The following is a 25447-nucleotide window of genomic DNA, read 5'->3' as shown; positions in this document are numbered from 1 at the left end:
AAGGGCGTTTTTACAGCTTATAATGTTTCCGCCGCAAGGCATCACATAGTTAAAAAGGTATTACTCTGCTGCTTCTAGGTTGATGTCTTCATTCACATCTTCTTCCCTTGGATTACGCCAGTAGTGCACTTTCATTTTTAAACGCATTGCGAAGTAAAACAAAATAGGCACCACGATTAACGTAAGGAATGTAGCAATAAAGAGTCCGTAAATAACGGTCCAAGCTAAGGGTCCCCAAAAAATCACGTTGTCTCCACCCATATAAATTTTTGGATCAAAGGCGCTAAAGAGGGAGAAGAAGTCAATATTCAAGCCTATGGCTAGCGGTATTAATCCTAGGATAGTAGTAATCGCAGTAAGTAATACCGGACGTAAACGTGCTTTACCTGCTGTGATAATACTGGCCAATAAATCTTCTTTCTCAAGGTATTCTGTTTGGTCAAGATCAAGGTCGTTTTTCTTTCGGTCAATTAAGAGCTGCGCATAATCCAGCAGCACCACACCATTGTTTACCACAATCCCGGCAAGCGAAATAATACCCATCATCGTCATCAATAAAACAAAGGGTGCTCCCGTAAGTAAGATCCCGCCAAATACTCCAATGAAACTTAAGAAAATAGCGATCATTATGATAAGAGGCTTAGAGAACGAATTGAATTGGAAGATTAGAATTAAGAAAATCAATCCAAGTCCGCTAAAGAAGGCTCCCACTAAAAAGGTTTGTTCTTTTGCCTGCTCTTCTAATTGTCCTGTATAATTAGGTTTAATATTCTCAGGCATTCCTTCAAAATTTCGCATCTCGTTTTGAATCTGTCTTACAGCGGCGCTTGCATCTGTATACCCCGGCTTTAAAGCAGAGTATACCGTCACAACTCGGCTCGTTTCTTTATGTTTTATAGCACTAAAACCGGAATTGTTGTTTTGTGATGCTACTGCAGACACGGGGATTTCTCTCAATTGGCCCGTATTCGTTCTAAATGTCATGGTTTGATTAAACAAAGCGCTGGTGTTGTAACGGCTTTCTTCATTAAAACGAACGTATATATCGTAGTCTTCTCCATCTTCTTTATACACCCCTGCTTTCGTTCCAAAAATAGAGTTACGCAACTGTTGCCCTACTTGTCCTGTGGTTACACCTAACTCTCCTGCCTTTTCACGATCAACTACCACTTGCATTCCAGGCTTACCTCTATTAACATCTATTTTAAGCTCTTCTACGCCAGGAATATTTTTATCGTTAAGAAACTTGCGCATGTTTTCTGCCGTGGCAATGAGCTCATTGTAATCGTCTCCACGAAGCTCTATGTTAACAGGTGATCCTGCGGGCGGCCCGTTCGCATCTTTTTCTACTGAAATCGAAATTCCTGGATATACATTTGCTAAGGCGTCAAGTACTTTTTGTCGCAGTACTTCACTGTCTTCACCCCGTCTATATTTATACTCGCGCATAGACGCGGTAATTTTCGCTTTGTGTGGCATCTCTGCAGATGACCCACCATCCGTTTGTGGGTTTCCAGCACCTTCCCCTACTTGAGAAACAGCACTTTCAACTAGAAAATTATGATCACCATCCATATAGGTAGCATCATTGAGTGTCTTGTAGACGCGCTCTTCAATTTCTTTGGTAATCGCATTTGTTTTTTCAATATCCGTTCCTTCAGGATATTCTATGTAGACAATTATTTGATTAGGAGTATTGTCTGGAAAAAATTCAAACTTTGTATTTCCTGAAGCCATAGAAGCGCCAAACAATCCTAGTGTTATAAATAATAAGGAAAAAACACCTACAACTAATAGATACGGTCTTGCACCTTTAAATGCAGTAGTTAAGTTTTTCTGGTACCAGTTTTCAAGACGAACAAGTGCTTTGTTTTGAAAGCTATTAGCCGCTTTACGAAGTATTAAACGATACACCCATAGCATAATAGATACAAAAACCATTAAGACACCTAGTCCACGATATTCGCCTCCAATGAAAGCAATGATGAGCCCTATTCCTCCAACAATTGCCGAAATTTTAATAATGTTTTTAATAGGCATGTCTTTGTCTTCTGTAGTCATAAATTGAGAAACCAACACCGAGTTAAAGAAGATGGCAACAAATAATGAAGATCCTAGAACGACCGAAAGTGTTATAGGGAAGTAGATCATAAACTGTCCCATCAATCCTGGCCATAATCCTAAAGGTACAAATGCAGCTACTGTAGTTGCCGTAGATATTATAATAGGAAATGCGATTTCGCCAATACCTTTTTTAGCGGCTTCCACACGACTCAGTCCCTCATCTTCCATCAAACGATATACGTTTTCAACTACAACAATACCGTTGTCCACAAGCATCCCTAGTCCCATTATCAACCCAAAGAGAATCATCGTATTCAGGGTATACCCCATCCAGCCTAAAATCATCAAAGACATAAACATTGACATCGGGATAGCGAACCCAACAAACAGTGCATTCTTAAACCCTAAGAAGAACATTAATACGGTAACCACGAGTATAATACCAAAGATGATATTATTTACAAGGTCATCTACCTGGCCAATTGTTTTAGAAGATTGGTCATTTGAGATCGTAACAGATAAATCTGGCGGGAAGAAATTTGCCTTCGCCTCAGCCACAATGATTTCTACTTTTTCTGCAGCAGCAACCATGTTTTTACCACTTCGTTTTTTGACATCGAGCATTACCACACGTTTCCCAAAATCACGCGCATAGGTAGTTCTGTCTTTTTCTTTAAAACTAATCTCTGCAATATCCTTTAGGTAAACAATGTTTCCGTCTTGAGATTTAACAACAAATTTTTCAAGATCATTAGGCTTTTCAATTTCACCAATAATACGGATGGTCCTGCGCTGTCCGCTCGCTACTAAATTTCCGGCAGACATCGTCATGTTCCCATTACTGATGGCGCTTTGAACGTCATTAAAACTTATAGACGAAGCCATCATTTTATAAATATCAACCGCAACTTCTACCTCTTTCTCTTGTGCTCCACGAATATCAACCTTCTTAATTTCTTCTAGGTTCTCTATTTCATCTTGAAGATATTCTCCGTATTCTTTCAGTTTTGTCACCGGATAATCACCAGATATATTGATGTTGAGAATAGGTATTTCTTCACTCATACTCAGCTCAAAAACATTGGGCTCTACTTTGGCACCGTTAAATGTAGGCCAGTCTTCACCAGAAGTTTCTGTGTCTATTTCGTCCTTAACTCGTTGCTTTGCTAACTCTACAGAGATCCCTTCATCAAACTCAATGATAATCATCGAGTGGTCTTCTTGAGACGTGGAGGTTAACTCTACTTTATTGCTAATAGATTTTAGCTTATCCTCAAGGGGGTCTGTAATCAGTTTTTCAATATCCTCTGCCGTATTCCCCGGGTACACAGAACTAATGTAAATTTTAGTTTCGTTAATTTCAGGAAAGTTTTCTCTAGGCATGGTCATATAAGCAGTAAAGCCTAGATACAAAACCATCGCCATCATCATATAAATGGTGGTCTTATTGTTAATTGCCCAAGAAGAGAGTTTAAATTCTTTTTCTGTATTCTTTTTCTTTTTTGCCATACTCTTGCTCACAAAAGTGAGTGTTTAGTACCCGTGTATATGCGGGAATCTTTGGTTAGTATCTTATTTGTCCTCGCTAAAACGAACACTGTCTTTTTTTCTACTTCGGAAATATAAATAGCAAGGCCATTGCTATTTCCGGAGTAGAAAAAATAGAATTATTAATAGGTAATGATTTTTACTTCCTGCCCATCTTTTACGCTTCTTGCACCTTCTTCAATTAATTGATCCCCAGCAGTCAAGCCGTCTAATACCTCGATGGAATCTCCTTTAGTCTTACCGGTTTTAATCACAGCTCTTACCGCAATAGCATTCTCACTAGCAATGTCTGTGAGTTTGTATACAAACTGTTCTCCATCTGCATTCTCAGATATAATACTTTGAGGGATTAAGATGGCTTTCTCGTTTGTATAGTCATTAACTTTAAGTCTGGCGGTGAGATTAGGTTTAATCATATCACCTTTATTAGGGACTCCTATTTCAACCTTGTAGGTTCTGTTATTCGGATTAATAAAATTACCCGTTTGACTCACTTTTGCATCCAGCGTTTTTCCTAACACAGGAAAATATACCTCCACGTTTTTACCTTTAATTACATCGTTAATATACGTTTCTGGAACGTCTGCAATAATGTACATATCTTTCAAGCTAACGATGCGCATAAGCTCTGTTTGTCCTGGAGCAACTACGCTACCAGCTTCTGTTATAATATCATCTATAGTCCCAGAGAAAGGAGCACGTACCGTTGCTTTTCCTAGTTGCTGTCTCATAGAGTTCATCGCCTTTTGCTGTCCGTCATATGCAGATTTTGCTTGCAAAAATTGTATTTCACTTCCTATCTTTTGATTCCAAAGTTTTTCTTGACGTTCAAAAGTGGTCTTCGCTAAATCTGACTGCACTTGCATCTGTGCAAGTTGTTGCCCCATTCCTCCATCATCTATAATAGCGAGCATTTGTCCTTTAGTTACGCTTTGTCCTTCCTTCACATAAAGGCGCTGTAAAATACCGCCCATCTCTGGAGTTATAATTATATTTTCATCTGTCTCGACGCTTCCTTGCAATTCAAGAACGTGGTTAAATTCAACTTCTTCTGCTGTAAAAGCCGTGATTAAAGGAAAGTTACCTTCTGGGCTTAGCTCTTTTAGTTTAGCATTTAATTCTTTAAGCTGAGTACTAATCTCGTGTTGTTCTGTTACGAGCGCATCTCTTTTATCCTGGATAGCCATTGCATCTCCATTTTCTATTAAGGTCGCCGTGGTGATTTCTTCTTCTTTGTTTCCGCAAGAGACGATGAAGGCTGTTGCCACGAGTATGATAAGTGTTTTTTTCATTTTCTTTATTTATAATTTGGTTGAGCTAAAGCATGCTTCAGCTTTACTGTTGGTTTTTTACTTGGTCTGATGTGATCCTTAGTTCCGGAATATTTAGCACGGTCTCTATTTCTGCCTTCGCATTGATTAGATCGAGCATGCTCTGAAAATATTGTTGCTGCGCTGAGTATAACTGTGTTTGCGCTTGGCGTAAATCAAAACTGGTACTAAGTCCTTCTGTAAACTTTACTTGGTTTTTGTTTTCTATGCGCTCTGATAGCGCGATATTTTTCTTAGCATTTTCATATTTCTCAGTAGCAAATTGATAATTACTACGGGCGGTATTTAGTTGAAGTGTCACTTGTTGTGAAGTTTCTTCTAGCTTTGTTTCTGCTTGGCTAAGCGCAATCTGAGCGCGTTTTGTTTTTGCATTTCGCATCCCGCTGCTAAAAATAGGCACCTTAAGACTAAGACCTAATAAAGAGGATTGATACCATATTTGTTCACTATCTAAAAATGAGAAGGAATCACTGTTTGCTGTAGTGGCATAATTTACAAAAGCTGATAAACTAGGTAATGCAGCACTTTTTTCTAACTGCATTTCTAAGTCTCTTTGTTCTGTAAGATTTAGCGCAATTTTATAATCTACGTTTTCTTCAAGTGTCAATTCGTTATTGAGCAATGTAAGACTTTGGTCTTGAAGAATAAGACCGTCCATAGTATCTCTTAAGATTACAGTGGTGTTCACATCGATACCTAAAGCGAGATTAAACATCTGTCTAGCGATATTATTACTTCGCTTTGCATTATTAAGCTGCGTATCTAAATCTAATAAGGTAACTTCTAGTTGTTCTACACTTTCTTCTTCAGTAAGGCCGTTGTCATAAATTTGCTTTGTTTCAAAAAGGTTTTTTTCTAATGCTGCTTTATTTTTTTCAAAAGTGGCAATAAGCTCCTCAGAAAGTAAGACAGTTCCATAAGCATTAATGACTCCTTTTCTAACTTCGAGTCTTGTTTTTTCGGTAGTATTTTCTGAAAAACGAAGGAAAGATTTGGCCGCCTTTAAACCCACGAGGTAACTTCCATCAAAAATAAGCTGGTTCAGGGTCGCTGTAGCGTTTGCGTTTTGTTTCGTCCCAAAAGTAATAGGTACAAAAGTTCCTGGTGGTCCTCCATTAAATTCTCCTGGAATTAAGGAAACAGGTTGTCTCAAATTATTATTATAAGAAACCGCGCCACTTACTTGTGGTAAACCTGTTGCGGTGGTTTCCCATTTTTGCTGCAATGCCTTTGCGATATCACGACGCGCGTTAATCGCGGTGTAATTACTGTCAATGGCAAATGAAATGGCCTCTTCTAGGTTGAAGGAGTAGGTTTGCTTTTGTTGCGCAAATCCGCCTAGTGTGACTAAAAAGAGAGAGATGTTTATTATTACTTTCTGCATTTTTCTATTGGTTAGTTTTAATAAATTTATTTAATGTTTTTAGTCCTTCTGGTGTTACAATGCCACGAAGGTGATATTCAAGATAATCCTCGTGTACTTTTACTTTCGGGAATTCTTGTATGGGGAATAAGGTGTCATCTTTAATTCCGTTAATTCCCACAAAATAGATGCGAGACACAAAATTGATGTCAATATCTGCACGATATAGACCTTGCTCAATTCCTTTTTTTAAATTGTTAAGCGTACACTCAGCCATTACATCAAACTTTTTAGCCTGCATTACATTTGCTATTTCTGGATAATATTTCTGTAGTTGATGTTGTGGAGAAGACTGCTCGTCTTTCAATGCAATCATTACAAATCGTTTAATCCTGTACAGCTCGTCGATTGGGTCACAGTCCAGCGAACAAATTTTGTCAATACCTGCACTAATGCTTTCAAATAAATGAACTGTGGTAGCCTTTACTAAGGCAGTTTTGTTATTGAAATGCGTATAAATCGTTTTTTTAGATATGCCTATTTCAGAAGCAATATCGTCCATTGTTACACTTTTAAAACCAAGCGTAATAAATAGATTTATAGCAGATTGTATTATTTTTTCTTTCATATATATCAGCCACGAAGGTGGATACTTTTTAAGCAATCGTTCTGTATAATTTTCAATGACGGGCGAAGATACAGCAGGAAACTTTAAAAACAATAAAAGTTTCCTAGGTTTATGCGTTAATTAACAATTCTTTAACTTGAGGCTTTCAGTGGGCTTAAATATTAATTATTTGGTAAAATGTGCGGTTTCTTATTTTAGACATTCTTAATGGTTACTTTTGTATAAAAAGCAATCGATGCACGATTTATCATCATATAATGAGGCACTCTTAAAAGGGTTAAAGCAAGCTATTACTGTAAAAGAACCGAAGGGTTTATATGGTCCAATAGCCTATATTCTAGAATTAGGAGGCAAGCGTCTGCGTCCAGTACTTACGTTAATGACCGCAGAATTTTTTGGGTCTACAGCTGGCAAAGCGATGAATGCGGCACTTGCCATTGAGATATTTCATAACTTCTCATTAATCCATGATGATATTATGGACGACGCTCCTTTGCGAAGAGGAAAGGTGACGGTGCACGAAAAATGGGATCTAAATACAGGAATACTTTCTGGTGACGCCATGCTTATTTTAGCCTATCAGCTTTTTGAATCATATGAGCCAGAGATGTTCCAGCAGCTGGCCAAGTTGTTTAGTAAGACGGCACTAGAAGTTTGTGAAGGGCAACAATACGATGTAGATTTTGAAACTCGTGATGATGTAACCATTCCAGAGTACATAAAAATGATTGACTATAAAACGGCAGTCCTAATAGGTGCTTCAATGAAAATGGGCGCCATCGTGGCAAATGCGAGCGAGAGTTGTAAAGATAATATCTATGACTTTGGGCGTAATCTTGGGATCGCGTTTCAATTACAGGATGATTATCTTGATGCTTTTGGTGATCCAGATACGTTTGGAAAACAAGTAGGTGGTGATATTATTGAGAATAAAAAAACATTCTTATACCTGACAGCTCTTGAAAGTAGTAGCGTTTTAGAACAAGAAAAATTAACAACACTATTCGCTCAATCACCTGAAGACCCCTCAGAAAAAATAAAAGTGGTTAAAGAACTTTTTATCTCCACAGGAGCAGCAAGGGCTAGTATGAATGAGATGGAAAAATACACGACAAAGGCAAACAATCTTTTAGATAAAATAGACTTAGCAGAAGACAAGAAAGCTGCTTTTAGAAGTTTTGGAGAATGGTTGATGAATCGAAAGGTCTGACTCTTGGTCCTCGGCTTGGAAATTGGTGTGTTGTAAAAATCACTCTGCCCTGGGGCAAAAAAGCGATGTCAGTCTGAAGGCTGCTAGCATAAATAAATGACGTAATAAGGCAACAGAGTTTCAATAGAAGTGACTTACTTCATAAACGATTACAGGTGGCTGCGTGTAGCCGAAGTTCTGGATTAAAAATAGATTCTCACAAAAGGTGCCCAGGCATTTGCATAGATGCTTTCTCCATCTTCAAAAAGTATATTGTAACGAACGCCTAAAGTGACAGGGCCATTTCTATAACCGGCTCCAACAAAAAGTGCGGTGTTCCAGAAGTCATCATCCAAATCACCTTGGGCGGTCTCAATGGTTTGATTAGCTAGTAGTTGCTCTAATTCTGCAGAAAGTTGTATTTCACGTATTGGGTTAAAAAGACCAATTAAACTACCACCATAAAGCGAAGATTTAAAAAAATCATCACTTTGATAACTGTAGGTAAGCGATGTGCCTGCACTAACAAAATCATTAAAGTTATAGATGGCACTTGGTGCAACACTAAAGCCAAAATAGCCATCCCCAAGACTAAAACCAAGCCCACCACCAAAGCTTACATTATCAATAAAGCGAGATTTATTATTTGTGTTCTGTGCCGTGGTTAACATAGATACGAATAGGGCTGTGCAAACTAGAAACAGTTTGAGAGTCTTTGAAAGCTGCGTTTTCATTAGGAATAATTTATGATTTGTGCTCCATAAATATACTACAACAAAGTGACTAGTTTTGGGATTTGTTGTATTTTTGTACTGTTTTATTAAAACCGACACTTCTTTATTCCACTTATGGATAAATATTCTTTCTTAAATGCCGCCCACCCTGCATACATAGCAGAAATTTACGATAAATACCTAAAATTTCCTGATAGCGTTGAGCCAAGTTGGCGTGCGTTTTTTCAAGGATTTGATTTTGGTGTAGAGAGTGGTTCTGCTGCCGAAGCTGGCTTTGCAGATGCTGGGGTCGCAACCGGAATTTCTCAATCTGTCTTAAAAGAATTTGCAGTAATAAAACTTATAGATGGCTATCGTACTAGAGGACACTTGTTTACAAAAACAAACCCGGTGCGTAATCGAAGAATTTATAAGCCTACCTTAGCTATAGAAAATTTCGGTCTAAGTAAAGACGACTTAAATACTCGATTTAAAGCGGGCGAAATTATTGGTCTTGGTGAACAGACTTTAGAAAGTATTATTAAGCACTTAGTTGCGATTTACTGCGAGTCTATTGGTGTTGAGTATATGTACATACGAAACCCAAAAGAGATAACTTGGATTCAGAACTGGCTTAATGAAAATGACAATCATCCACAATTTGACCCAAAACAAAAAAAACATATACTTGGTAAATTAAACCAAGCACTTTCTTTTGAAACATTTTTACATTCTAAATATGTAGGTCAAAAACGCTTCTCCATAGAAGGAGTTGATGCCTTGATTCCTGGTCTTGATGCCTTAATGGAACAAGGTGCAGAACAAGGTGTAGAGCAGTTTGTGGTGGGTATGGCCCACCGTGGACGCTTAAATGTATTAGCAAATATTTTTGGTAAATCACCAGAAAAAATCTTTAGTGAGTTTGATGGTAAAGAATATGATGAAGCAGAGCTTTTTGATGGAGATGTAAAATATCATATGGGATGGACAAGCATCCGGGATACAGATGGCGGCAAGCGCGTTCGTATGGATTTGGCGCCCAATCCTTCACACTTAGAAACAGTAAATGCTGTGGTTGGAGGTATTACGAGAGCAAAAATGGACAATCAGCTTGAAGGAGATTCAAAAAAATTATTACCTATACTTATTCACGGAGATGCTGCAATTGCAGGACAAGGCGTAGTATATGAGTTTGTGCAAATGGCACAACTAGAAGGATATCAAACGGGTGGTACGATACATATTGTAACAAATAACCAAGTAGGGTTTACCACTAATTACCTAGACGCACGCTCTTCTACCTATTGTACAGATATTGCAAAAGTAACTTTGTCACCGGTATTGCATGTAAATGCCGATGATGTGGAGGCTGTTTGTCATGCTTTTACTTTTGCATTAGATTTTAGAATGAAATTTGGTCGCGACGTATTTATTGACATATTAGGCTATAGAAAATACGGGCATAATGAAGGCGACGAACCACGTTTTACGCAACCTAAATTATACAAGGCGATTGCAAAGCATGAAAACCCTAGAGACATCTATGCAAAAAGATTGCTAGGCGAAGAGGTTATTGACGCTGGTTATGTTAAAAAAATAGAAATTGCTTATAAAGAAGATCTTGAGAATGATCTTGAAGCTTCGCGTAAAAAAGACAAAACTGTCATCACAGAGATTTTAGCAGATGACTGGAAAGGATATACATTAGGCAGTACAGAAGAAATTCTAGCTCAGGTAGACACTTCTTTTCCGCAAAAAAAATTAGACCAGCTCGCTGAGGGAATCACAAAACTCCCAACAGATAAAAAGTTTATACGTAAGATTCAGCGAATCATTGATGATCGCAATAAACGATATAACGATACCAATAATTTAGATTGGGCGATGGGTGAGTTATTAGCCTACGCAACCCTAATGGAAGAAGGATTTGACGTGCGTATGACGGGGCAAGATGTGGAGCGCGGTACCTTTTCACATAGACACGCAACGATTAAAACAGAAGACGATGCAGAAGAGATCAACCTACACAATAGGCTAGATCTCGATGGGCATTTTTATATTTATAATTCATTATTGTCTGAGTATGCCGTGGTTGGTTTTGACTATGGGTATGCGATGGCAGCGCCAAAGACTTTGACCATTTGGGAAGCGCAATTTGGTGATTTTTCTAATGGTGCACAGATTATGCTTGACCAGTATATTTCTGCAGCAGAAGCAAAATGGAAAACACAAAACGGACTTGTAATGTTATTGCCGCATGGGTATGAAGGACAAGGGTCTGAGCATTCTAGCGCACGCATGGAGCGTTACTTGGCGCTGTGTGCACGTAATAATATGATTGTTGCAGATGTTACGACACCTGCAAATTTATATCATTTATTAAGAAGGCAGATGAAGTGGAATTTTAGAAAACCGCTAATTGTTTTCACGCCTAAAAGTCTATTACGTCACGCAAAGGTTGTTTCTACAAGAGAAGAACTAGCAACGGGCAGTTTTCAAGAAGTGATTGATGATACCGTAAAAGACAAGAAGAAAATTAAATCCTTAGTTTTCTGTACCGGAAAGTTTTATTATGACCTGATAGAACGACAAGAAGAGAATGGTCGCGATGATGTTGCCTTTGTGCGTATCGAGCAGTTGTTCCCATTACCTGCAGCGCAGTTAGAGGCGATCATAAAATTGTACCCCAATGTGACAGATTATGTTTGGGCACAGGAAGAGCCACGTAATATGGGAGCGCTCAGTTATATGGTAATGAATTTTAATGCTGTTTCCTTTAGACATGCATCGCGCAGGACCTACAGTGCGCCAGCAGCAGGAAGTAGTGTGCGTTCTAAGGCAAGACATAAAAAAGTAATTGACTCAGTTTTTGATGCGTCTATAGAGTAATAAATAAATAGTATTTCCGCAGTAAAATTAGTGCTTCGGAAATTTTATAGGCTTGACAAAAGCTAAAAAAAAATAAGAATAGTTAATAGAGTTCCACATTGTGGAAACGTAATAACAATCGTATGTTAGAAATGAAAGTTCCCTCACCGGGAGAATCTATTACCGAAGTAGAAATTGCACAATGGCTTGTGGAAGATGGTGATTATGTGGAAAAAGACCAAGCAATTGCAGAGGTAGACAGTGACAAAGCTACACTAGAATTGCCAGCAGAGGCAAGTGGTATTATTACCTTTAAGGCTGAAGAGGGTGACGCTGTAGCTGTAGGAGCCGTGGTTTGTCTAATTGATACAGATGCTAAGGCGCCAGCAGGAAAAGAGTCTATAGAGACTTTTGAGAAAGTAGGCGAAGAAAAAGGAGAGAAAAATGCAGCACCTGAAGTGTCTGAAAGACAAGCAAAAGCAGAGAACACAGAAGAGAAGGCAGCTTCTATAGCTACGAAGACCTATGCTTCAGGTACGCCATCACCAGCAGCAAAAAAGATTCTTGATGAGAAAGGAGTTGATGCACAAAGTGTTTCAGGAAGTGGTCGTGACGGTCGCATCACAAAACACGATGCAGAAAATGCAACGCCTTCTATGGGGTCGCCAGGAACAGGAGACAGAGGTTCTTATAGGACTAAGCTTTCTATGTTACGTAGAAAAGTAGCAGAGCGTTTAGTGGAAGCAAAAAACACAACGGCTATGCTTACTACTTTTAACGAAGTAGATATGGGTCCTATTTTTGAGCTTAGAAAACAATATAAAGAAATCTTCAAAGAAAAGCACGGTGTTGGACTTGGCTTTATGTCATTCTTTACATTGGCGGTAGTGAGAGCATTAGAGATGTATCCTTCTGTAAATAGTATGATTGATGGTAAAGAGATGTTGACCTTTGACTATAAAGATATTTCTATTGCTGTGTCAGGTCCTAAAGGGCTTATGGTACCTGTGATGAGAAATGTGGAGAACTTAAGTTTTAGAGGTGTAGAAGCTGAGGTGAAACGTCTTGCAATAAGAGCAAGAGATGGACAGATTACTGTAGATGAAATGACGGGTGGAACATTTACAATTTCTAACGGAGGTGTTTTTGGAAGTATGTTATCCACACCAATAATAAACCCACCACAATCTGGAATTCTTGGAATGCACAATATTGTAGAACGACCTATTGTAAAAGATGGAGCAATTGTCATCGCACCTATTATGTTTGTAGCCTTGAGTTATGATCACCGTATCATAGACGGTAAAGAATCTGTTGGTTTTTTAGTAGCGGTAAAAGAAGCGCTAGAAAGCCCAATAGATTTACTAATGGGTGGTGATGTAAAAAAGACATTAGAACTTTAAATTGAAAAGTAAATAAAAAAAGGTGTCGAGAAATCGATGCCTTTTTTTATGCAATACAAAATTCAATAATATTGAGTGCAATAACGGTAGTGATTATTGTAGCTAATCCGATGATTAGTATGCGCTTTTTTATGCCTTTAATTTTTTTTTGGTTTTGTTCCATAATCGATTGCAAATATCAAGAACTCTAGAGGAATGCCACTACGTATAAATACGTATTTTATCGTAATTTTTGATGGTGTTCTTTTGCCCAGATTAATAATGAATTCGTCTTTGGTTTCAGTTGCAACTTGACGATCATATTTGATCTGTGCTTTTCTACCGTTCTGTAAGATATAAATAACAAAGAGGCTATTTCTTTATTGGTCTTGTCTGAGGCAATTAAACGAAGTATTTTTCTTTCAGAAGGTGTCAGTACATCTAGAATCGTGTCTTCACCTGATGTGACACCTAGTAATTCTTGAAGTTTTGGACTGTAATAATGTTCACCCTTGGCTACTTGTTCTAAGCAGGTTTCAATTTCTTCTAGGGCAAACTCTTTTAAAATATACCCATTAATATTAAGATGTTGGGCTTGATCGTAGAGCTCCTTTTCTTTGTAGAGCGTGATAAAGATAACTTTGGTTTCTGGGGCATGTATGCGGCATTTTCTTGCAATTTCAATGCCAGACATAAAGGGCATTTGAATGTCTAAGATAGCGATATTAGGTTTTTTATCAATGATTAAATTGTATGCCTCTTGTCCATTATGAGCACTACCTATTATATTATAATTCTTCTCAAATAACAAATCGTTGAGACCTTTAAGGAGGAGGGGATGATCGTCTGCAGTAATGATGGTTTGTTTATTCATTTTATGGGGAATTGATATTCTAACAAGGTACTGTGGTTTATCGAAGATTGCACCTTCATTTGACCATCTAAAAACTTAGTCCGCTCCAGTAATGTTTTAAGGCCAAGGGATTTGAGGTTTTTAAATTTTTCCTGAAAATCGAACCCTATGCCGTTATCTTTGATGGTGATTATAATCAGTTTGTTTAATTTCATTATTGAAACTTTTATAGCTTCTGCTTCGGCATGTTTTATCACATTAGTCAAAGATTCTTGAACTATTCTGTAAATATTTACCTCATGTTCAGGGCTAAATATATTATCTATATTATCTATTTCAGAAGAAATAAACAGATTTGTATTCTCGTCAATATTCACTAGCGCATATTCAATAGCCTTTGTTATGCCAAGTTCTTGCAATTGAAAAGGATGCAAGTCTCTAGAAATAGTGCGAATCTCATCTATGGCGTTTTCTACCATTAACTTTACATTATCGTCATTAGACCTTACGAGTTTATTTTTTATAAGGAGCAATTGTTGTCCTATGCCGTCGTGTAAATCATTAGAAATACGGATTCGTTCATTTTCTTGACTCACGATTAACTTTTGACTAAAACGCTCCTGAAGTATTTTGTTATTTTTCAGATACTTTTGGTTTCTAAACAATAGGATTACTACAAAAAACCCGATCGTAAATAGCGCGATAAAAATCATCTGTCTCTTAAACGAGGAGTTCTCATTTTCCAGCAACAAGACATCATTGTTTCGTTCTACAAGCGCCTTTTCTTTTTTCTCTGTTTCATAAAGTGTTTGATAATACGCTAATGTAAAAGCATTATTTTGATTAAAAATAGAGTCTTTACTGCTCACGTATGCTTTCTGAAATGTCATCGCATTCTTGTAATTCCCTAAGCTTTCGTGTATTTCTGCTAGTTGTAAATAACTGTCTCTTTTATCTTCTTGGTGCCCTGAGTTTTTGGCAATGTTATAACGGGTTGTAGCGTGTTTTAAAGCACTATTATCTTTCTCAAGTTTATGGAAATAGGTCGCCTTTGCGCCTTCATATATAAGTTGATTTGCGGGGTTTTTATTTAGAAGAACGTTGAGGTCATCTTCTACCATTTTTAAATGATTTTCTGCTTCGTCAAAATTCCCCTCTCTAGAAAAATATTCTGCAAGCTTACTGTGTACCCCAACAAAAACTTGCTTAGAATTATTTTTGTCAAGTTCTGCCTCTGCTTTTAATAGGTAGTCAAATTCGTCATCATACCGCCCTTGTTTTTCATAATCGATGGCTTGATTATAGTAGGTAAGGGAGTAATTATAATCAAGATCTAATTCTTGAGCTTTTTTAAGATACCTATCACGTTCTACTTTTGCTTTGTCAAAAAAGCCGTGAATACTATACATAGTAATGTTGCCTTGCTGCGCATACAACATAAGTTCATAATCTTTTAATTTTTCGAATAGGGTATAGGCCATTTGGTAATCTTCGCTGGCTAAGATAAATTTCCCTTGGTCAGAATACGCATGCCCTCTATAGATGTGAGAATTGCCCTTGTAGTTATAGTCTGTCTTGCTATAATTAAGGATGGACTGAGAGTAGTTCTTTATGGCTGCGTCTAAGTCAATGGGGTAATTTGCTCTTCCGCGTCTAAAGTATAAAGTGCCTATTAAAAAGCTATCGTCTATTTTGTACTTATGGGATAAGACACCATCAATTACTGTGATGGCTTTGCGCGAATCGTTCATCGCGTAGGTAAGCACACTTTGAAGGTTTATTGCTTTTTTTGCTGCGCTCTTCAGGTCATTTTGTTCTTTCGCGAGTACTATATATTCAAGACTTTTAGAAACAAAGAGTTCATTATCCTTTCTAAAGCTCATATAAATTACAGAATCAAGAGCTGCCATCTTTAGGGTAGTGTCTTGTTCCGTTTCGGCGAGATTTTTATAGAATTCAATATCTTGAGCCGTAGATTGACAAAAGAGACTTAAGAATAATAGTGAGGATAAAAAAGTGCGAAACATAGAAAATCGATCTGGCTAGAAAACTAAAATTAGTTAAAATATATCGAGCAGACTACTTAGCAGCCTTTTATTTAATGTACATACAGTTTCTTCCATAGTCAATAACTGCTCTACATTTTTTTAAAAGGTCTGCTCCAAAGATTCCGTGAATGGGGGGTTCTTGAACCTCCATCAGCGCATTATTAACGTGTGTAAGATCAAAAATAATAAGGGTGAAATTCTTAAAATTACGGTCCCTAATAAGAAGCGTATTATTTTTTGAGATGTGTGTGTCCATACCAGAAGCACCAGCACCTGCTGCCTTCACAAGACTTACTTCATGAGAAATATTAAAGTAAGTGGATGATGCAAAGGCAACACAGGTACTCGAGGCACCTGTGTCAATAATAAAGTCTCCAGGGACCTTATTAATTACTGCAGAGATTTTATAATGTCCCGTAGCAAGCTTTTTTAATGGGATCCTCTTAAAATTTTGCGATGCCATCAATGCTCTTAACTCCATAGGTCATTTTTAGCAAAGATAGGAAACAAAATCACTAGCTTTGCGGCTATGTTGACAGATACACATACGCACTTATATAGTGATGCATTTGATGAAGATCGCGATGCTATGATGCAACGCGCACTAGATGCTGGAGTTTCACGATTTTTTATCCCTGCCATAGATAGCGGCTATGCAGAGGCAATGTATCGTTTAGAAAAACAGTATCCAGATAATGTGCATCTTATGATGGGATTGCATCCTACTTCTGTAAAAGACTCCTATAAGGAAGAACTGGCTTTTGTAGATAAGCAGTTTGAAGAACGTTCATTTATCGCAGTAGGAGAAATAGGCATAGATCTGTATTGGGACAAAAGTACGCTTGGCATACAGCAAGCGGCATTCAAACACCAAATAAGACTGGCTAAAAAACACAAGCTACCCATAGTAATACATTGCAGGGATGCTTTTGATGAAGTGTTTGAGGTGCTAGAAAGTGAAAAAGGAGCAGATCTCTTTGGTGTTTTTCATTGCTTTACGGGGACAATTGAGCAAGCAAAACAAGCTATTGGTTATCATATGAAATTAGGTATTGGGGGCGTAGTGACCTTCAAAAATGGTAAGATAGATCAGTTTTTAAGCCAGATAGATATCAACCATATTGTGCTAGAAACAGACGCACCTTATTTGAGTCCTGTGCCTTTCCGCGGAAAGCGAAACGAAAGTAGTTATCTTGCGCTTATCAATAAAAAGGTGTCAGAGGTGTATGGCATTTCAGAAAAAGAAGTGGCACGTATTACAACAGAAAATTCTAAAAATATATTCTCAATATAATATGGCAAAAGGCGACCCAAAAATAGTACTCATTTATACCGGTGGTACCATCGGGATGATCAAAGATTTTAAAACGGGTTCATTGCGGAGCTTCAATTTTAAGGATTTATTAAAACACATCCCTGAATTACACTTGTTGGATTGTGAGATTTCGACACATAGTTTTGCAATGCCTATTGATAGCTCAAATATGAAACCAACGTACTGGGCAGAGTTGGCTCTTACGATAAAAGAGAAGTACAGTACATATGACGGTTTTGTGATCTTGCATGGGAGCGATACGATGTCTTATACCGCTTCTGCACTTAGTTTTATGTTAGAAAACCTATGCAAGCCAGTTATTTTTACAGGTTCTCAATTACCTATAGGAGATTTACGAACAGATGCTAAAGAAAATTTAATCACCTCGATCCAGCTTGCAAGTTTGCAAGATAATGGTGCGCCAGTGATTAAGGAAGTTGGATTGTATTTTGAATACAAGTTGTATCGCGCTAACAGGACAACAAAAATTAACGCAGAACATTTTGAGGCATTTGCCTCATTAAACTATCCGGCGTTAGCGATAAGTGGCGTGCATCTGGAGGTAAATTATTCTGCTCTGCTTTTACCAAAAACCGAAAATGAACTTGTCGTTCACCTGGATCTAGAAGATAATATTTTATTAATTAAAATGTTTCCTGGGATCACAGAGAAAACAATTAGGCATTTATTTAGCTTAGAAGGAACTAGAGGAGTGATTCTAGAAACCTATGGTAGTGGAAATCTCACTACAGAAGATTGGTTTATTGAGGCTTTGCAAAAGTTGATAGACCAAGGCATACCCGTTGTAAATGTCACGCAATGTTCTGGAGGTAGTGTCGCGATGGGTCATTATGAAACAAGTGTTGCCTTAAAAAAAATGGGTGTCATAAGCGGCAAGGATATAACAACAGAGGCGGCAATCGCAAAACTGATGTATCTGTTGGGAAGGAATGAAAGTAAAACAAACTTTAAGACCCTCTTTGAATTACCGCTAAGAGGGGAGATGGATGCATAGTAATCTGAGAATAGAATACTTAGGGACTTGGTAATTGGGTTTTTCTAAATAGCGAAATATCTTGAGCGATGAATATAGATTGCTTTTTTGTTTCTGTACTAGCACTTCTAGATTAAAAATTCACGTTCTTTGCAGCTGATTAAAAATTTAGGCAAACTTTACAGCTTCCTTAATATAATGTAGGAGCGACTAACAAAATAGAAAGGTGGCCGAGCGGCTTAAGGCGCACGCCTGGAAAGCGTGTATACGGCAACGTATCGAGGGTTCGAATCCCTTCCTTTCTGCGTAGATTACAAGCCACTTGCATTTTTATGCAAGTGGCTTTATTTTTTTAAATTATGTCAAAAAAACATACTATTGTAAGCGTTATAGCATGTATTAGAGGGGCTTCCTTAGCGAGGGTGTGGTTTCTATGATCAATGGATAAAACCAGGGGGCATCGTTTACGGCTCTTTATATAAAATAGTCTAGGTTATAAAAGCACCCCGTTACACGCTACTCAATACATCTAAATACCCAATCTAAGCTTTTTAAATAAAAGATAAGCATATGCAGCGCAACATAGAAGCGGTTGCGAGACCTGCTAGTGATGCCGTCGAGTAAACTTTATTCTTGCTTTTTACTTTTAAAACCTCTCCGTATAAAAGATATAAATTTTAAACAAATATGAGCGTTATTGTCTAGAATCTTTAAGGTGAATTTCCAATATTTTTTGACGTGTCTAGCAAAGACAACGACGTAATAATGTAGAAATTCTTCATCGAATATGATGTGGCGATGTTCAATAAAAATTAATCAATTTTAGGCTAATAAGTAGCCTATATGTACTCTTTATCACTGAATATCAAGATAAAATATTAAGCTTAAAGCACCAGTTCCGAACAAAATTGAGGCAATTTAGAGCCTTATTATGTTAAATATTAGTTAAATAAAATAGAATTAAAAAAAATAAAACACGATTAAGTACTAAATAAAAGGATAAAAGGTTTATTAACCTTGTTTTATACGATGAACGGTGAGGTGAATCGTAAAAATTAAGAAGACGATGGTTTATCTTTTTTTTTATTAACTTATTTGAGTCAGCTTTGTAAAGGATAATCTGAGCATTAGAGCGTGGTATCAAAAATTTGATACTGTGGGTTATTATGACGAATTACATTTTGCGATAATTATAAACTTTTAACCATAACTAAATAACTTTTGACATGAGAAAAATTCTACTATTAGTAGCGTTTATTTTTGCTGGCTTTACAATGGCTGCACAAACGTTCAACTATCAGGCTGCAGCACGAGACGTTGCTGGCGATTTAATTACAGAAAGTAACTTGGGAATTCAAGTAAGAATACTTTCTGGTACTAGTACAGGTGCAGAGGCATTTGCCGAAACCTTTACAGTTGCAACAAATGAAAATGGAGTCTTCAACCTAGCAATAGGAGATGGGGCAAACATTTCTGGTGATTTATCTAATTTAGATTGGGGTGATGAAACTTATTTCCTTGAGATCTCTTTAGATGAATCTGGTGGTGCAGCGTATGCTGTAGTGGGAACTTCTCAATTAAGAGTCGTACCTGTTGCCATGACTTCTTTACAATTTTTAGATCAAGTAGGAGGTACAGATGTAATCCAACTTGCTGCTACGGTGGTAAACAATACCAATAACATTACTTCTTTAAGTAATAGTGATGCTAACCAAGAAGCGAGACTGCTTACCTTAGAAAATCAACAATTGGATTTTAGGTTGAATTTAGTAGAGGCAAGAACAACAGATGGTGTATCTGGAAACGCTGCGTTAGATACTAGAGTTTTTGCTTTAGAAAATTCTGTCGCTGCAGATGGTGATACGTCAGACACGAACGAGCTAAACACAGGAAGTGTCCTTAATGGTACTGCTGTAGAAATTACAGATGCTGGTAGTACACAATCTATTGAATTAGATGGAACGTTTGCTACAGATGCAGAGTCTCAAGATGGTGATGCTGTTTTAGATTTACGTATAGACGGTGTTGTTATTGATGGGAATGCTGCTATAATGGCAGTACAAGCTGATGTTGATGCCAATGAAGATGATAGTAACAACGCAGATGGTGTTTTAAGTGGTCGTATCGATGTTTTAGAAACAAGTGATGCTGCAGATGCAGATCAAAGCGATACGAACGAACTAAACACAGGGAGTGTCCTTAATGGCACTGCTGTAGAAATTACAGATGCTGGTGGTACGCAATCTATTGAATTAGATGGAATGTTCGCTACAGATGCACAAGTTGCTACTGCAGTTTCTGATAGTGCTGCCCTTGATGGAGATAAGGATTCAGCAAATGAAATTAACGATAGAGTTTTATTATTTGGTACTGTTTTAGGGGTTGAAGATGCAGGTGGAATTAAGTCTGTCGACTTAGGTGTTACGTTTGCTACAGATACTGAGGTAGCTACTGCAGTTTCTGATAGTGCTGCCCTTGACGGAGATAAGGATTCAGCAAATGAATTGAACACAGGGAGTAGCCTTAATGGTACTGCTGTAGAAATTACAGATGCTGGTAGTACGCAATCTATTGAATTAGATGGAATGTTCGCTACAGATGCACAAGTTGCTACTGCAGTTTCTGATAGTGCTGCCCTTGACCTTGATAATGATGCTGGTAACGAACTAAACACAGGGAGTAGCCTTAATGGTACTGCTGTAGAAATTACAGATGCTGGTAGTACGCAATCTATTGAGTTAGATACTATGTTTGCTACAGATGCACAAGTTGCTACTGCAGTTTCTGATAGTGCTGCCCTTGACGGAGATAAGGATTCAGCAAATGAATTGAACACAGGGAGTAGCCTTAATGGTACTGCTGTAGAAATTACAGATGCTGGTAGTACGCAATCTATTGAGTTAGATACTATGTTTGCTACAGATGCACAAGTTGCTACTGCAGTTTCTGATAGTGCTGCCCTTGACGGAGATAAGGATTCAGCAAATGAATTGAACACAGGGAGTAGCCTTAATGGTACTGCTGTAGAAATTACAGATGCTGGTGGTACGCAATCTATTGAATTAGATGGAATGTTCGCTACAGATGATCAAGTAACTACTGCAATTGATGGAATTGCTGGCGATGTTAATGTTGATGCTGTTGGTGTTAGTGTAATCCAAGACGCAAGCGTTGAGGAAAATGATTTATCATTTGCTACTGCAACACAAGTTGAATTAGATGCTGTAGAAGATAATGCAGTAACAACTGTTGCTGTGAATGGTGCAGATACTGGAGCGACAATCACAACTGGTGATGGAGCGGCAGTAGATGTATTAGGTTTAGCTACAGATAGTGAGGTAACTACAGCAATTGATGGAATCAATGGCGATGTTAATGTTGATAATATGGGAACTTCAGATATTCAACCAAGTGTTGTTGGATCAATGGAAGTACTTGATAATAGCTTAACAGTGGATGACCTAGGTACAGGATCTGTTGGTTCTGATGAGGTAATCAACAACAGTTTAACAGATCAAGATTTAGGAACAAATTCTGTAGGGCAAGATGAAATTAGAGATGAATCTGTAGGTGTAGGTGAATTGCAAGATGGTGCTGTGACTACTCCAAAAATTGCTTCTGGAGCGGTTAACACTTCTATCATTGCAAACCAACAGGTTTTTAATGAAGACTTAAATACGTTTGAAATTACGGCAGCCCAAAGTATAACAACAGATCAACTTGCTACAGATAGTGAATTGATTAATGCTAGTAATGCATTACAAACGCAAATTACATCTAATGATTCTGATATCGCTACGAACGTAACTAACATTACATCTAACGATTCTGATATCGCTACTAACGTATCTGATATTACATCTAACGATTCTGATATCGCTACTAACGTAACTAATATTACATCTAACGACTCTGATATCGCTACTAACGATTCTGATATTGCTACGAACGTAACTAATATTACATCTAACGATTCTGATATTGCTACTAACGTAACTAATATTACATCTAACGATTCTGATATTGCTACTAACGTAACTAATATTACATCTAACGATTCTGATATTGCTACTAACGTAACTAATATTACATCTAACGATTCTGATATTGCTACTAACGTAACTAATATTACATCTAACGATTCTGATATCGCTACGAACGCATCTGATATCGCTACTAACGTAACTAATATTACATCTAACGATTCTGATATCGCTACTAACGTATCTGATATTACATCTAACGATTCTGATATCGCTACGAACGCAAGTAATATTACATCTAACGATTCTGATATCGCTACTAACGCAAGTAATATTGCATCTAACGATTCTGATATCGCTACTAACGTAACTAATATTACATCTAACGATTCTGATATCGCTACTAACGTAACTAATATTACATCTAACGATTCTGATATTGCTACTAACGTATCTGATATTACATCTAACGATTCTGATATCGCTACTAACGCAAGTAATATTGCATCTAACGATTCTGATATCGCTACTAACGTATCTGATATTACATCTAACGATTCTGATATTGCTACTAACGTAACTAATATTACATCTAACGATTCTGATATCGCTACTAACGTATCTGATATTACATCTAACGATTCTGATATCGCTACGAACGCATCTGATATCGCTACTAACGTAACTAATATTACATCTAACGATTCTGATATTGCTACTAACGTAACTAATATTACATCTAACGATTCTGATATTGCTACGAACGTAACTAATATTACATCTAACGATTCTGATATCGCTACTAACGTATCTGATATTACATCTAACGATTCTGATATCGCTACTAACGTATCTGATATTACATCTAACGATTCTGATATCGCTACTAACGTATCTGATATTACATCTAACGATTCTGATATCGCTACGAACGTATCTGATATTACATCTAACGATTCTGATATCGCTACTAACGTAACTAATATTACATCTAACGATTCTGATATTGCTACGAACGTAACTAATATTACATCTAACGATTCTGATATCGCTACGAACGCATCTGATATCGCTACTAACGTAACTAATATTACATCTAACGATTCTGATATCGCTACTAACGTATCTGATATTACATCTAACGATTCTGATATCGCTACTAACGTATCTGATATTACATCTAACGATTCTGATATCGCTACTAACGCAAGTAATATTGCATCTAACGATTCTGATATTGCTACTAACGTATCTGATATTACATCTAACGATTCTGATATTGCTACTAACGTAACTAATATTACATCTAACGATTCTGATATCGCTACGAACGTAACTAATATTACATCTAACGATTCTGATATCGCTACGAACGTAACTAATATTACATCTAACGATTCTGATATCGCTACGAACGCATCTGATATCGCTACTAACGTAACTAATATTACATCTAACGACTCTGATATCGCTACTAACGTATCTGATATTACATCTAACGATTCTGATATCGCTACTAACGTATCTGATATTACATCTAACGATTCTGATATCGCTATGAACGTATCTGATATTACATCTAACGATTCTGATATCGCTACTAACGTATCTGATATTACATCTAACGATTCTGATATCGCTACTAACGTATCTGATATTACAATCTTAAATGGTAATTCTGCTGTTCCTGGTTCTGTACTTAATACTATTGAGTCAATAACTGGTGATGTAACAATTGCTGCTGGTGTTTCAACGATAGGTAATGATAAAGTAGATGAACCTATGATGAATGATGATTCTGTAGTAGGTGGATTGAATGGAACAATTAAAGATGAATCAATTACTAATTATGATTTAGCACCGGAGTCAGTTGGTCAAGATGAAATTGCTTCTTTTGCAGTAGGACCTGGAGAAATACAAGCCGGTGCTGTACAAACGGATAAAATTGCAGGTGATGCTGTGACAACTTCTAGAATTGGTAATGGTCAAGTATTTAATGTAGATTTAAATATATCTGAAATTACTACAGCACAGAATGCTAATACTACGGAGTTAGCTACTGATGCTGAATTGATTGCTGCTAATGATGCATTACAAGCGCAAATTACATCTAACGATTCTGATATCGCTACTAACGTAACTAATATTACATCTAACGATTCTGATATTGCTACGAACGTAACTAATATTACATCTAACGATTCTGATATCGCTACTAACGTAACTAATATTACATCTAACGATTCTGATATCGCTACTAACGATTCTGATATTGCTACGAACGTAACTAATATTACATCTAACGATTCTGATATTGCTACTAACGTAACTAATATTACATCTAACGATTCTGATATTGCTACTAACGTAACTAATATTACATCTAACGATTCTGATATTGCTACTAACGTAACTAATATTACATCTAACGATTCTGATATTGCTACTAACGTAACTAATATTACATCTAACGATTCTGATATCGCTACGAACGCATCTGATATCGCTACTAACGTAACTAATATTACATCTAACGATTCTGATATCGCTACGAACGTATCTGATATCGCTACGAACGTAACTAATATTACATCTAACGACTCTGATATCGCTACTAACGTATCTGATATTGCTACGAACGTAACTAATATTACATCTAACGATTCTGATATCGCTACGAACGTATCTGATATTGCTACGAACGTAACTAATATTACATCTAACGATTCTGATATCGCTACTAACGTATCTGATATAGCTACGAACGTATCTGATATTACATCTAACGGTCTTGATATCAATGTTAACACAGCAGCGCTTGGAGGCTTAAAATTACTGAGAGGTACTCATGATCAAATGGGTGCTATTGACTTGTCAAGTTTTGACTCCGTAGTATACAATATAAGTGGTACTATTTCGGTTAACTATCCTTCGGCTAATTTTAATAACACTCCTTCAGTAACAGTAATGCCTTATGTAGCAAGTTTTTTTACAGCACGAACTGTAACTATTATAAACATATCTAGTACAAGTGTTGAATTTGTCATTTATGACGTGGACGGCTCCGCTCCTGCTATTGCACAGGGAGCGTTTTCTATGCAAGTTATCGGTAATTAACACATAAATAATACCCCCTCGTTTTAGAGGGGGTATTTTAACTACTAATAC

General features: G+C 37.2%; 14 protein-coding genes and 1 tRNA gene. 7 read left to right on the top strand and 8 right to left on the bottom strand.

Going from position 1 to position 25447, the window contains the following annotated elements; translation table 11 throughout:
• Positions 1-60: 60 nt before the first annotated feature.
• The 4 genes from ABXT71_RS02825 to ABXT71_RS02810 form a co-directional block, all read right to left on the bottom strand.
• Positions 61-3573 (bottom strand): efflux RND transporter permease subunit, encoded by a 3513-nt coding sequence (locus ABXT71_RS02825; protein WP_415372324.1) that lies wholly within the window; start codon positions 3571-3573, stop codon positions 61-63.
• A gap of 161 nt (positions 3574-3734) precedes the next feature.
• Complete coding sequence (locus ABXT71_RS02820; protein WP_415372322.1) at positions 3735-4904, bottom strand: efflux RND transporter periplasmic adaptor subunit; 1170 nt, start codon at positions 4902-4904, stop codon at positions 3735-3737.
• A gap of 43 nt (positions 4905-4947) precedes the next feature.
• Positions 4948-6327, bottom strand: coding sequence for a TolC family protein (locus ABXT71_RS02815; RefSeq protein ID WP_415372320.1), 1380 nt, complete (start codon positions 6325-6327; stop codon positions 4948-4950).
• 4 nt (positions 6328-6331) lie between these two features.
• Positions 6332-6934, bottom strand: coding sequence for a TetR/AcrR family transcriptional regulator (locus tag ABXT71_RS02810; RefSeq protein ID WP_415372318.1), 603 nt, complete (start codon positions 6932-6934; stop codon positions 6332-6334).
• A gap of 235 nt (positions 6935-7169) precedes the next feature.
• Here ABXT71_RS02810 and ABXT71_RS02805 point away from each other — a divergent pair, with 235 nt between their 5' ends.
• Positions 7170-8144: a polyprenyl synthetase family protein gene (locus ABXT71_RS02805; RefSeq protein WP_415372316.1), complete on the top strand. Its 975-nt coding sequence runs from the start codon at positions 7170-7172 to the stop codon at positions 8142-8144.
• Between the two features lie 182 nt (positions 8145-8326).
• Here the strand turns inward: ABXT71_RS02805 and ABXT71_RS02800 are convergent, their stop codons facing one another.
• Positions 8327-8857, bottom strand: a complete 531-nt coding sequence (locus ABXT71_RS02800) for a hypothetical protein (protein WP_415372314.1) — start codon at positions 8855-8857, stop codon at positions 8327-8329.
• Between the two features lie 114 nt (positions 8858-8971).
• Between ABXT71_RS02800 and ABXT71_RS02795 the strand changes: the two genes are divergently transcribed.
• Positions 8972-11725, top strand: coding sequence for a 2-oxoglutarate dehydrogenase E1 component (locus tag ABXT71_RS02795; RefSeq protein ID WP_415372312.1), 2754 nt, complete (start codon positions 8972-8974; stop codon positions 11723-11725).
• 122 nt (positions 11726-11847) lie between these two features.
• Positions 11848-13107 carry a 2-oxoglutarate dehydrogenase complex dihydrolipoyllysine-residue succinyltransferase gene (odhB, locus tag ABXT71_RS02790; protein WP_415372310.1) on the top strand — a complete coding sequence of 420 codons (1260 nt, stop codon included), beginning with the start codon at positions 11848-11850 and terminating at the stop codon, positions 13105-13107.
• Between the two features lie 220 nt (positions 13108-13327).
• On the opposite strand, the gene ABXT71_RS02785 is transcribed toward odhB, so the two are convergent.
• The 3 genes from ABXT71_RS02785 to ABXT71_RS02775 all read right to left on the bottom strand — a co-directional run bounded on the left by ABXT71_RS02785 (position 13328) and on the right by ABXT71_RS02775 (position 16468).
• Positions 13328-13960, bottom strand: coding sequence for a response regulator (locus ABXT71_RS02785; RefSeq protein WP_415372308.1), 633 nt, complete (start codon positions 13958-13960; stop codon positions 13328-13330).
• A complete protein-coding gene (locus ABXT71_RS02780; RefSeq protein WP_415372306.1) occupies positions 13957-15966 on the bottom strand; it encodes an ATP-binding protein in 2010 nt (669 codons plus the stop codon). Before ABXT71_RS02780 ends, ABXT71_RS02785 begins: the two co-directional genes overlap by 4 nt.
• A 67-nt stretch (positions 15967-16033) precedes the next feature.
• Positions 16034-16468, bottom strand: coding sequence for an aspartyl protease family protein (locus ABXT71_RS02775; RefSeq protein ID WP_415372304.1), 435 nt, complete (start codon positions 16466-16468; stop codon positions 16034-16036).
• Positions 16469-16516: 48 nt separating this feature from the next.
• Between ABXT71_RS02775 and ABXT71_RS02770 the strand changes: the two genes are divergently transcribed.
• From ABXT71_RS02770 to ABXT71_RS02755, 4 genes are all read left to right on the top strand, one after another.
• A complete protein-coding gene (locus ABXT71_RS02770) occupies positions 16517-17281 on the top strand; it encodes a TatD family hydrolase (RefSeq protein ID WP_415372302.1) in 765 nt (254 codons plus the stop codon).
• A gap of 1 nt (position 17282) precedes the next feature.
• Positions 17283-18317 (top strand): asparaginase, encoded by a 1035-nt coding sequence (locus tag ABXT71_RS02765; RefSeq protein WP_415373054.1) that lies wholly within the window; start codon positions 17283-17285, stop codon positions 18315-18317.
• Positions 18318-18516: 199 nt separating this feature from the next.
• Positions 18517-18601, top strand: a tRNA-Ser gene (locus tag ABXT71_RS02760).
• Positions 18602-19522: 921 nt separating this feature from the next.
• On the top strand, positions 19523-25396 hold the full coding sequence (locus ABXT71_RS02755) for a beta strand repeat-containing protein (protein WP_415372300.1): 5874 nt from the start codon (positions 19523-19525) through the stop codon (positions 25394-25396).
• Positions 25397-25447 lie beyond the last annotated feature (51 nt).

It is taken from the genome of Patiriisocius sp. Uisw_047, from assembly GCF_047730165.1.
Classification (GTDB): Bacteria; Bacteroidota; Bacteroidia; order Flavobacteriales; family Flavobacteriaceae; genus Patiriisocius.
The sequence above is the reverse complement of the archived record's forward strand: the minus strand, read 5'-3'. Positions and strand labels throughout refer to the sequence as shown.

Excerpts from the sequence above, each read along its gene's own strand:
- ABXT71_RS02825 (WP_415372324.1), bottom strand. The coding sequence starts at position 3,573 with ATGGCAAAAAAGAAAAAGAATACAGAAAAAGAATTTAAACTCTCTTCT.
- ABXT71_RS02820 (WP_415372322.1), bottom strand. The coding sequence starts at position 4,904 with ATGAAAAAAACACTTATCATACTCGTGGCAACAGCCTTCATCGTCTCT.
- ABXT71_RS02815 (WP_415372320.1), bottom strand. The coding sequence starts at position 6,327 with ATGCAGAAAGTAATAATAAACATCTCTCTCTTTTTAGTCACACTAGGC.
- ABXT71_RS02810 (WP_415372318.1), bottom strand. The coding sequence starts at position 6,934 with ATGAAAGAAAAAATAATACAATCTGCTATAAATCTATTTATTACGCTT.
- ABXT71_RS02805 (WP_415372316.1), top strand. The coding sequence starts at position 7,170 with ATGCACGATTTATCATCATATAATGAGGCACTCTTAAAAGGGTTAAAG.
- ABXT71_RS02800 (WP_415372314.1), bottom strand. The coding sequence starts at position 8,857 with ATGAAAACGCAGCTTTCAAAGACTCTCAAACTGTTTCTAGTTTGCACA.
- ABXT71_RS02795 (WP_415372312.1), top strand. The coding sequence starts at position 8,972 with ATGGATAAATATTCTTTCTTAAATGCCGCCCACCCTGCATACATAGCA.
- odhB (WP_415372310.1), top strand. The coding sequence starts at position 11,848 with ATGTTAGAAATGAAAGTTCCCTCACCGGGAGAATCTATTACCGAAGTA.
- ABXT71_RS02785 (WP_415372308.1), bottom strand. The coding sequence starts at position 13,960 with ATGAATAAACAAACCATCATTACTGCAGACGATCATCCCCTCCTCCTT.
- ABXT71_RS02780 (WP_415372306.1), bottom strand. The coding sequence starts at position 15,966 with ATGTTTCGCACTTTTTTATCCTCACTATTATTCTTAAGTCTCTTTTGT.
- ABXT71_RS02775 (WP_415372304.1), bottom strand. The coding sequence starts at position 16,468 with ATGGAGTTAAGAGCATTGATGGCATCGCAAAATTTTAAGAGGATCCCA.
- ABXT71_RS02770 (WP_415372302.1), top strand. The coding sequence starts at position 16,517 with ATGTTGACAGATACACATACGCACTTATATAGTGATGCATTTGATGAA.
- ABXT71_RS02765 (WP_415373054.1), top strand. The coding sequence starts at position 17,283 with ATGGCAAAAGGCGACCCAAAAATAGTACTCATTTATACCGGTGGTACC.
- ABXT71_RS02755 (WP_415372300.1), top strand. The coding sequence starts at position 19,523 with ATGAGAAAAATTCTACTATTAGTAGCGTTTATTTTTGCTGGCTTTACA.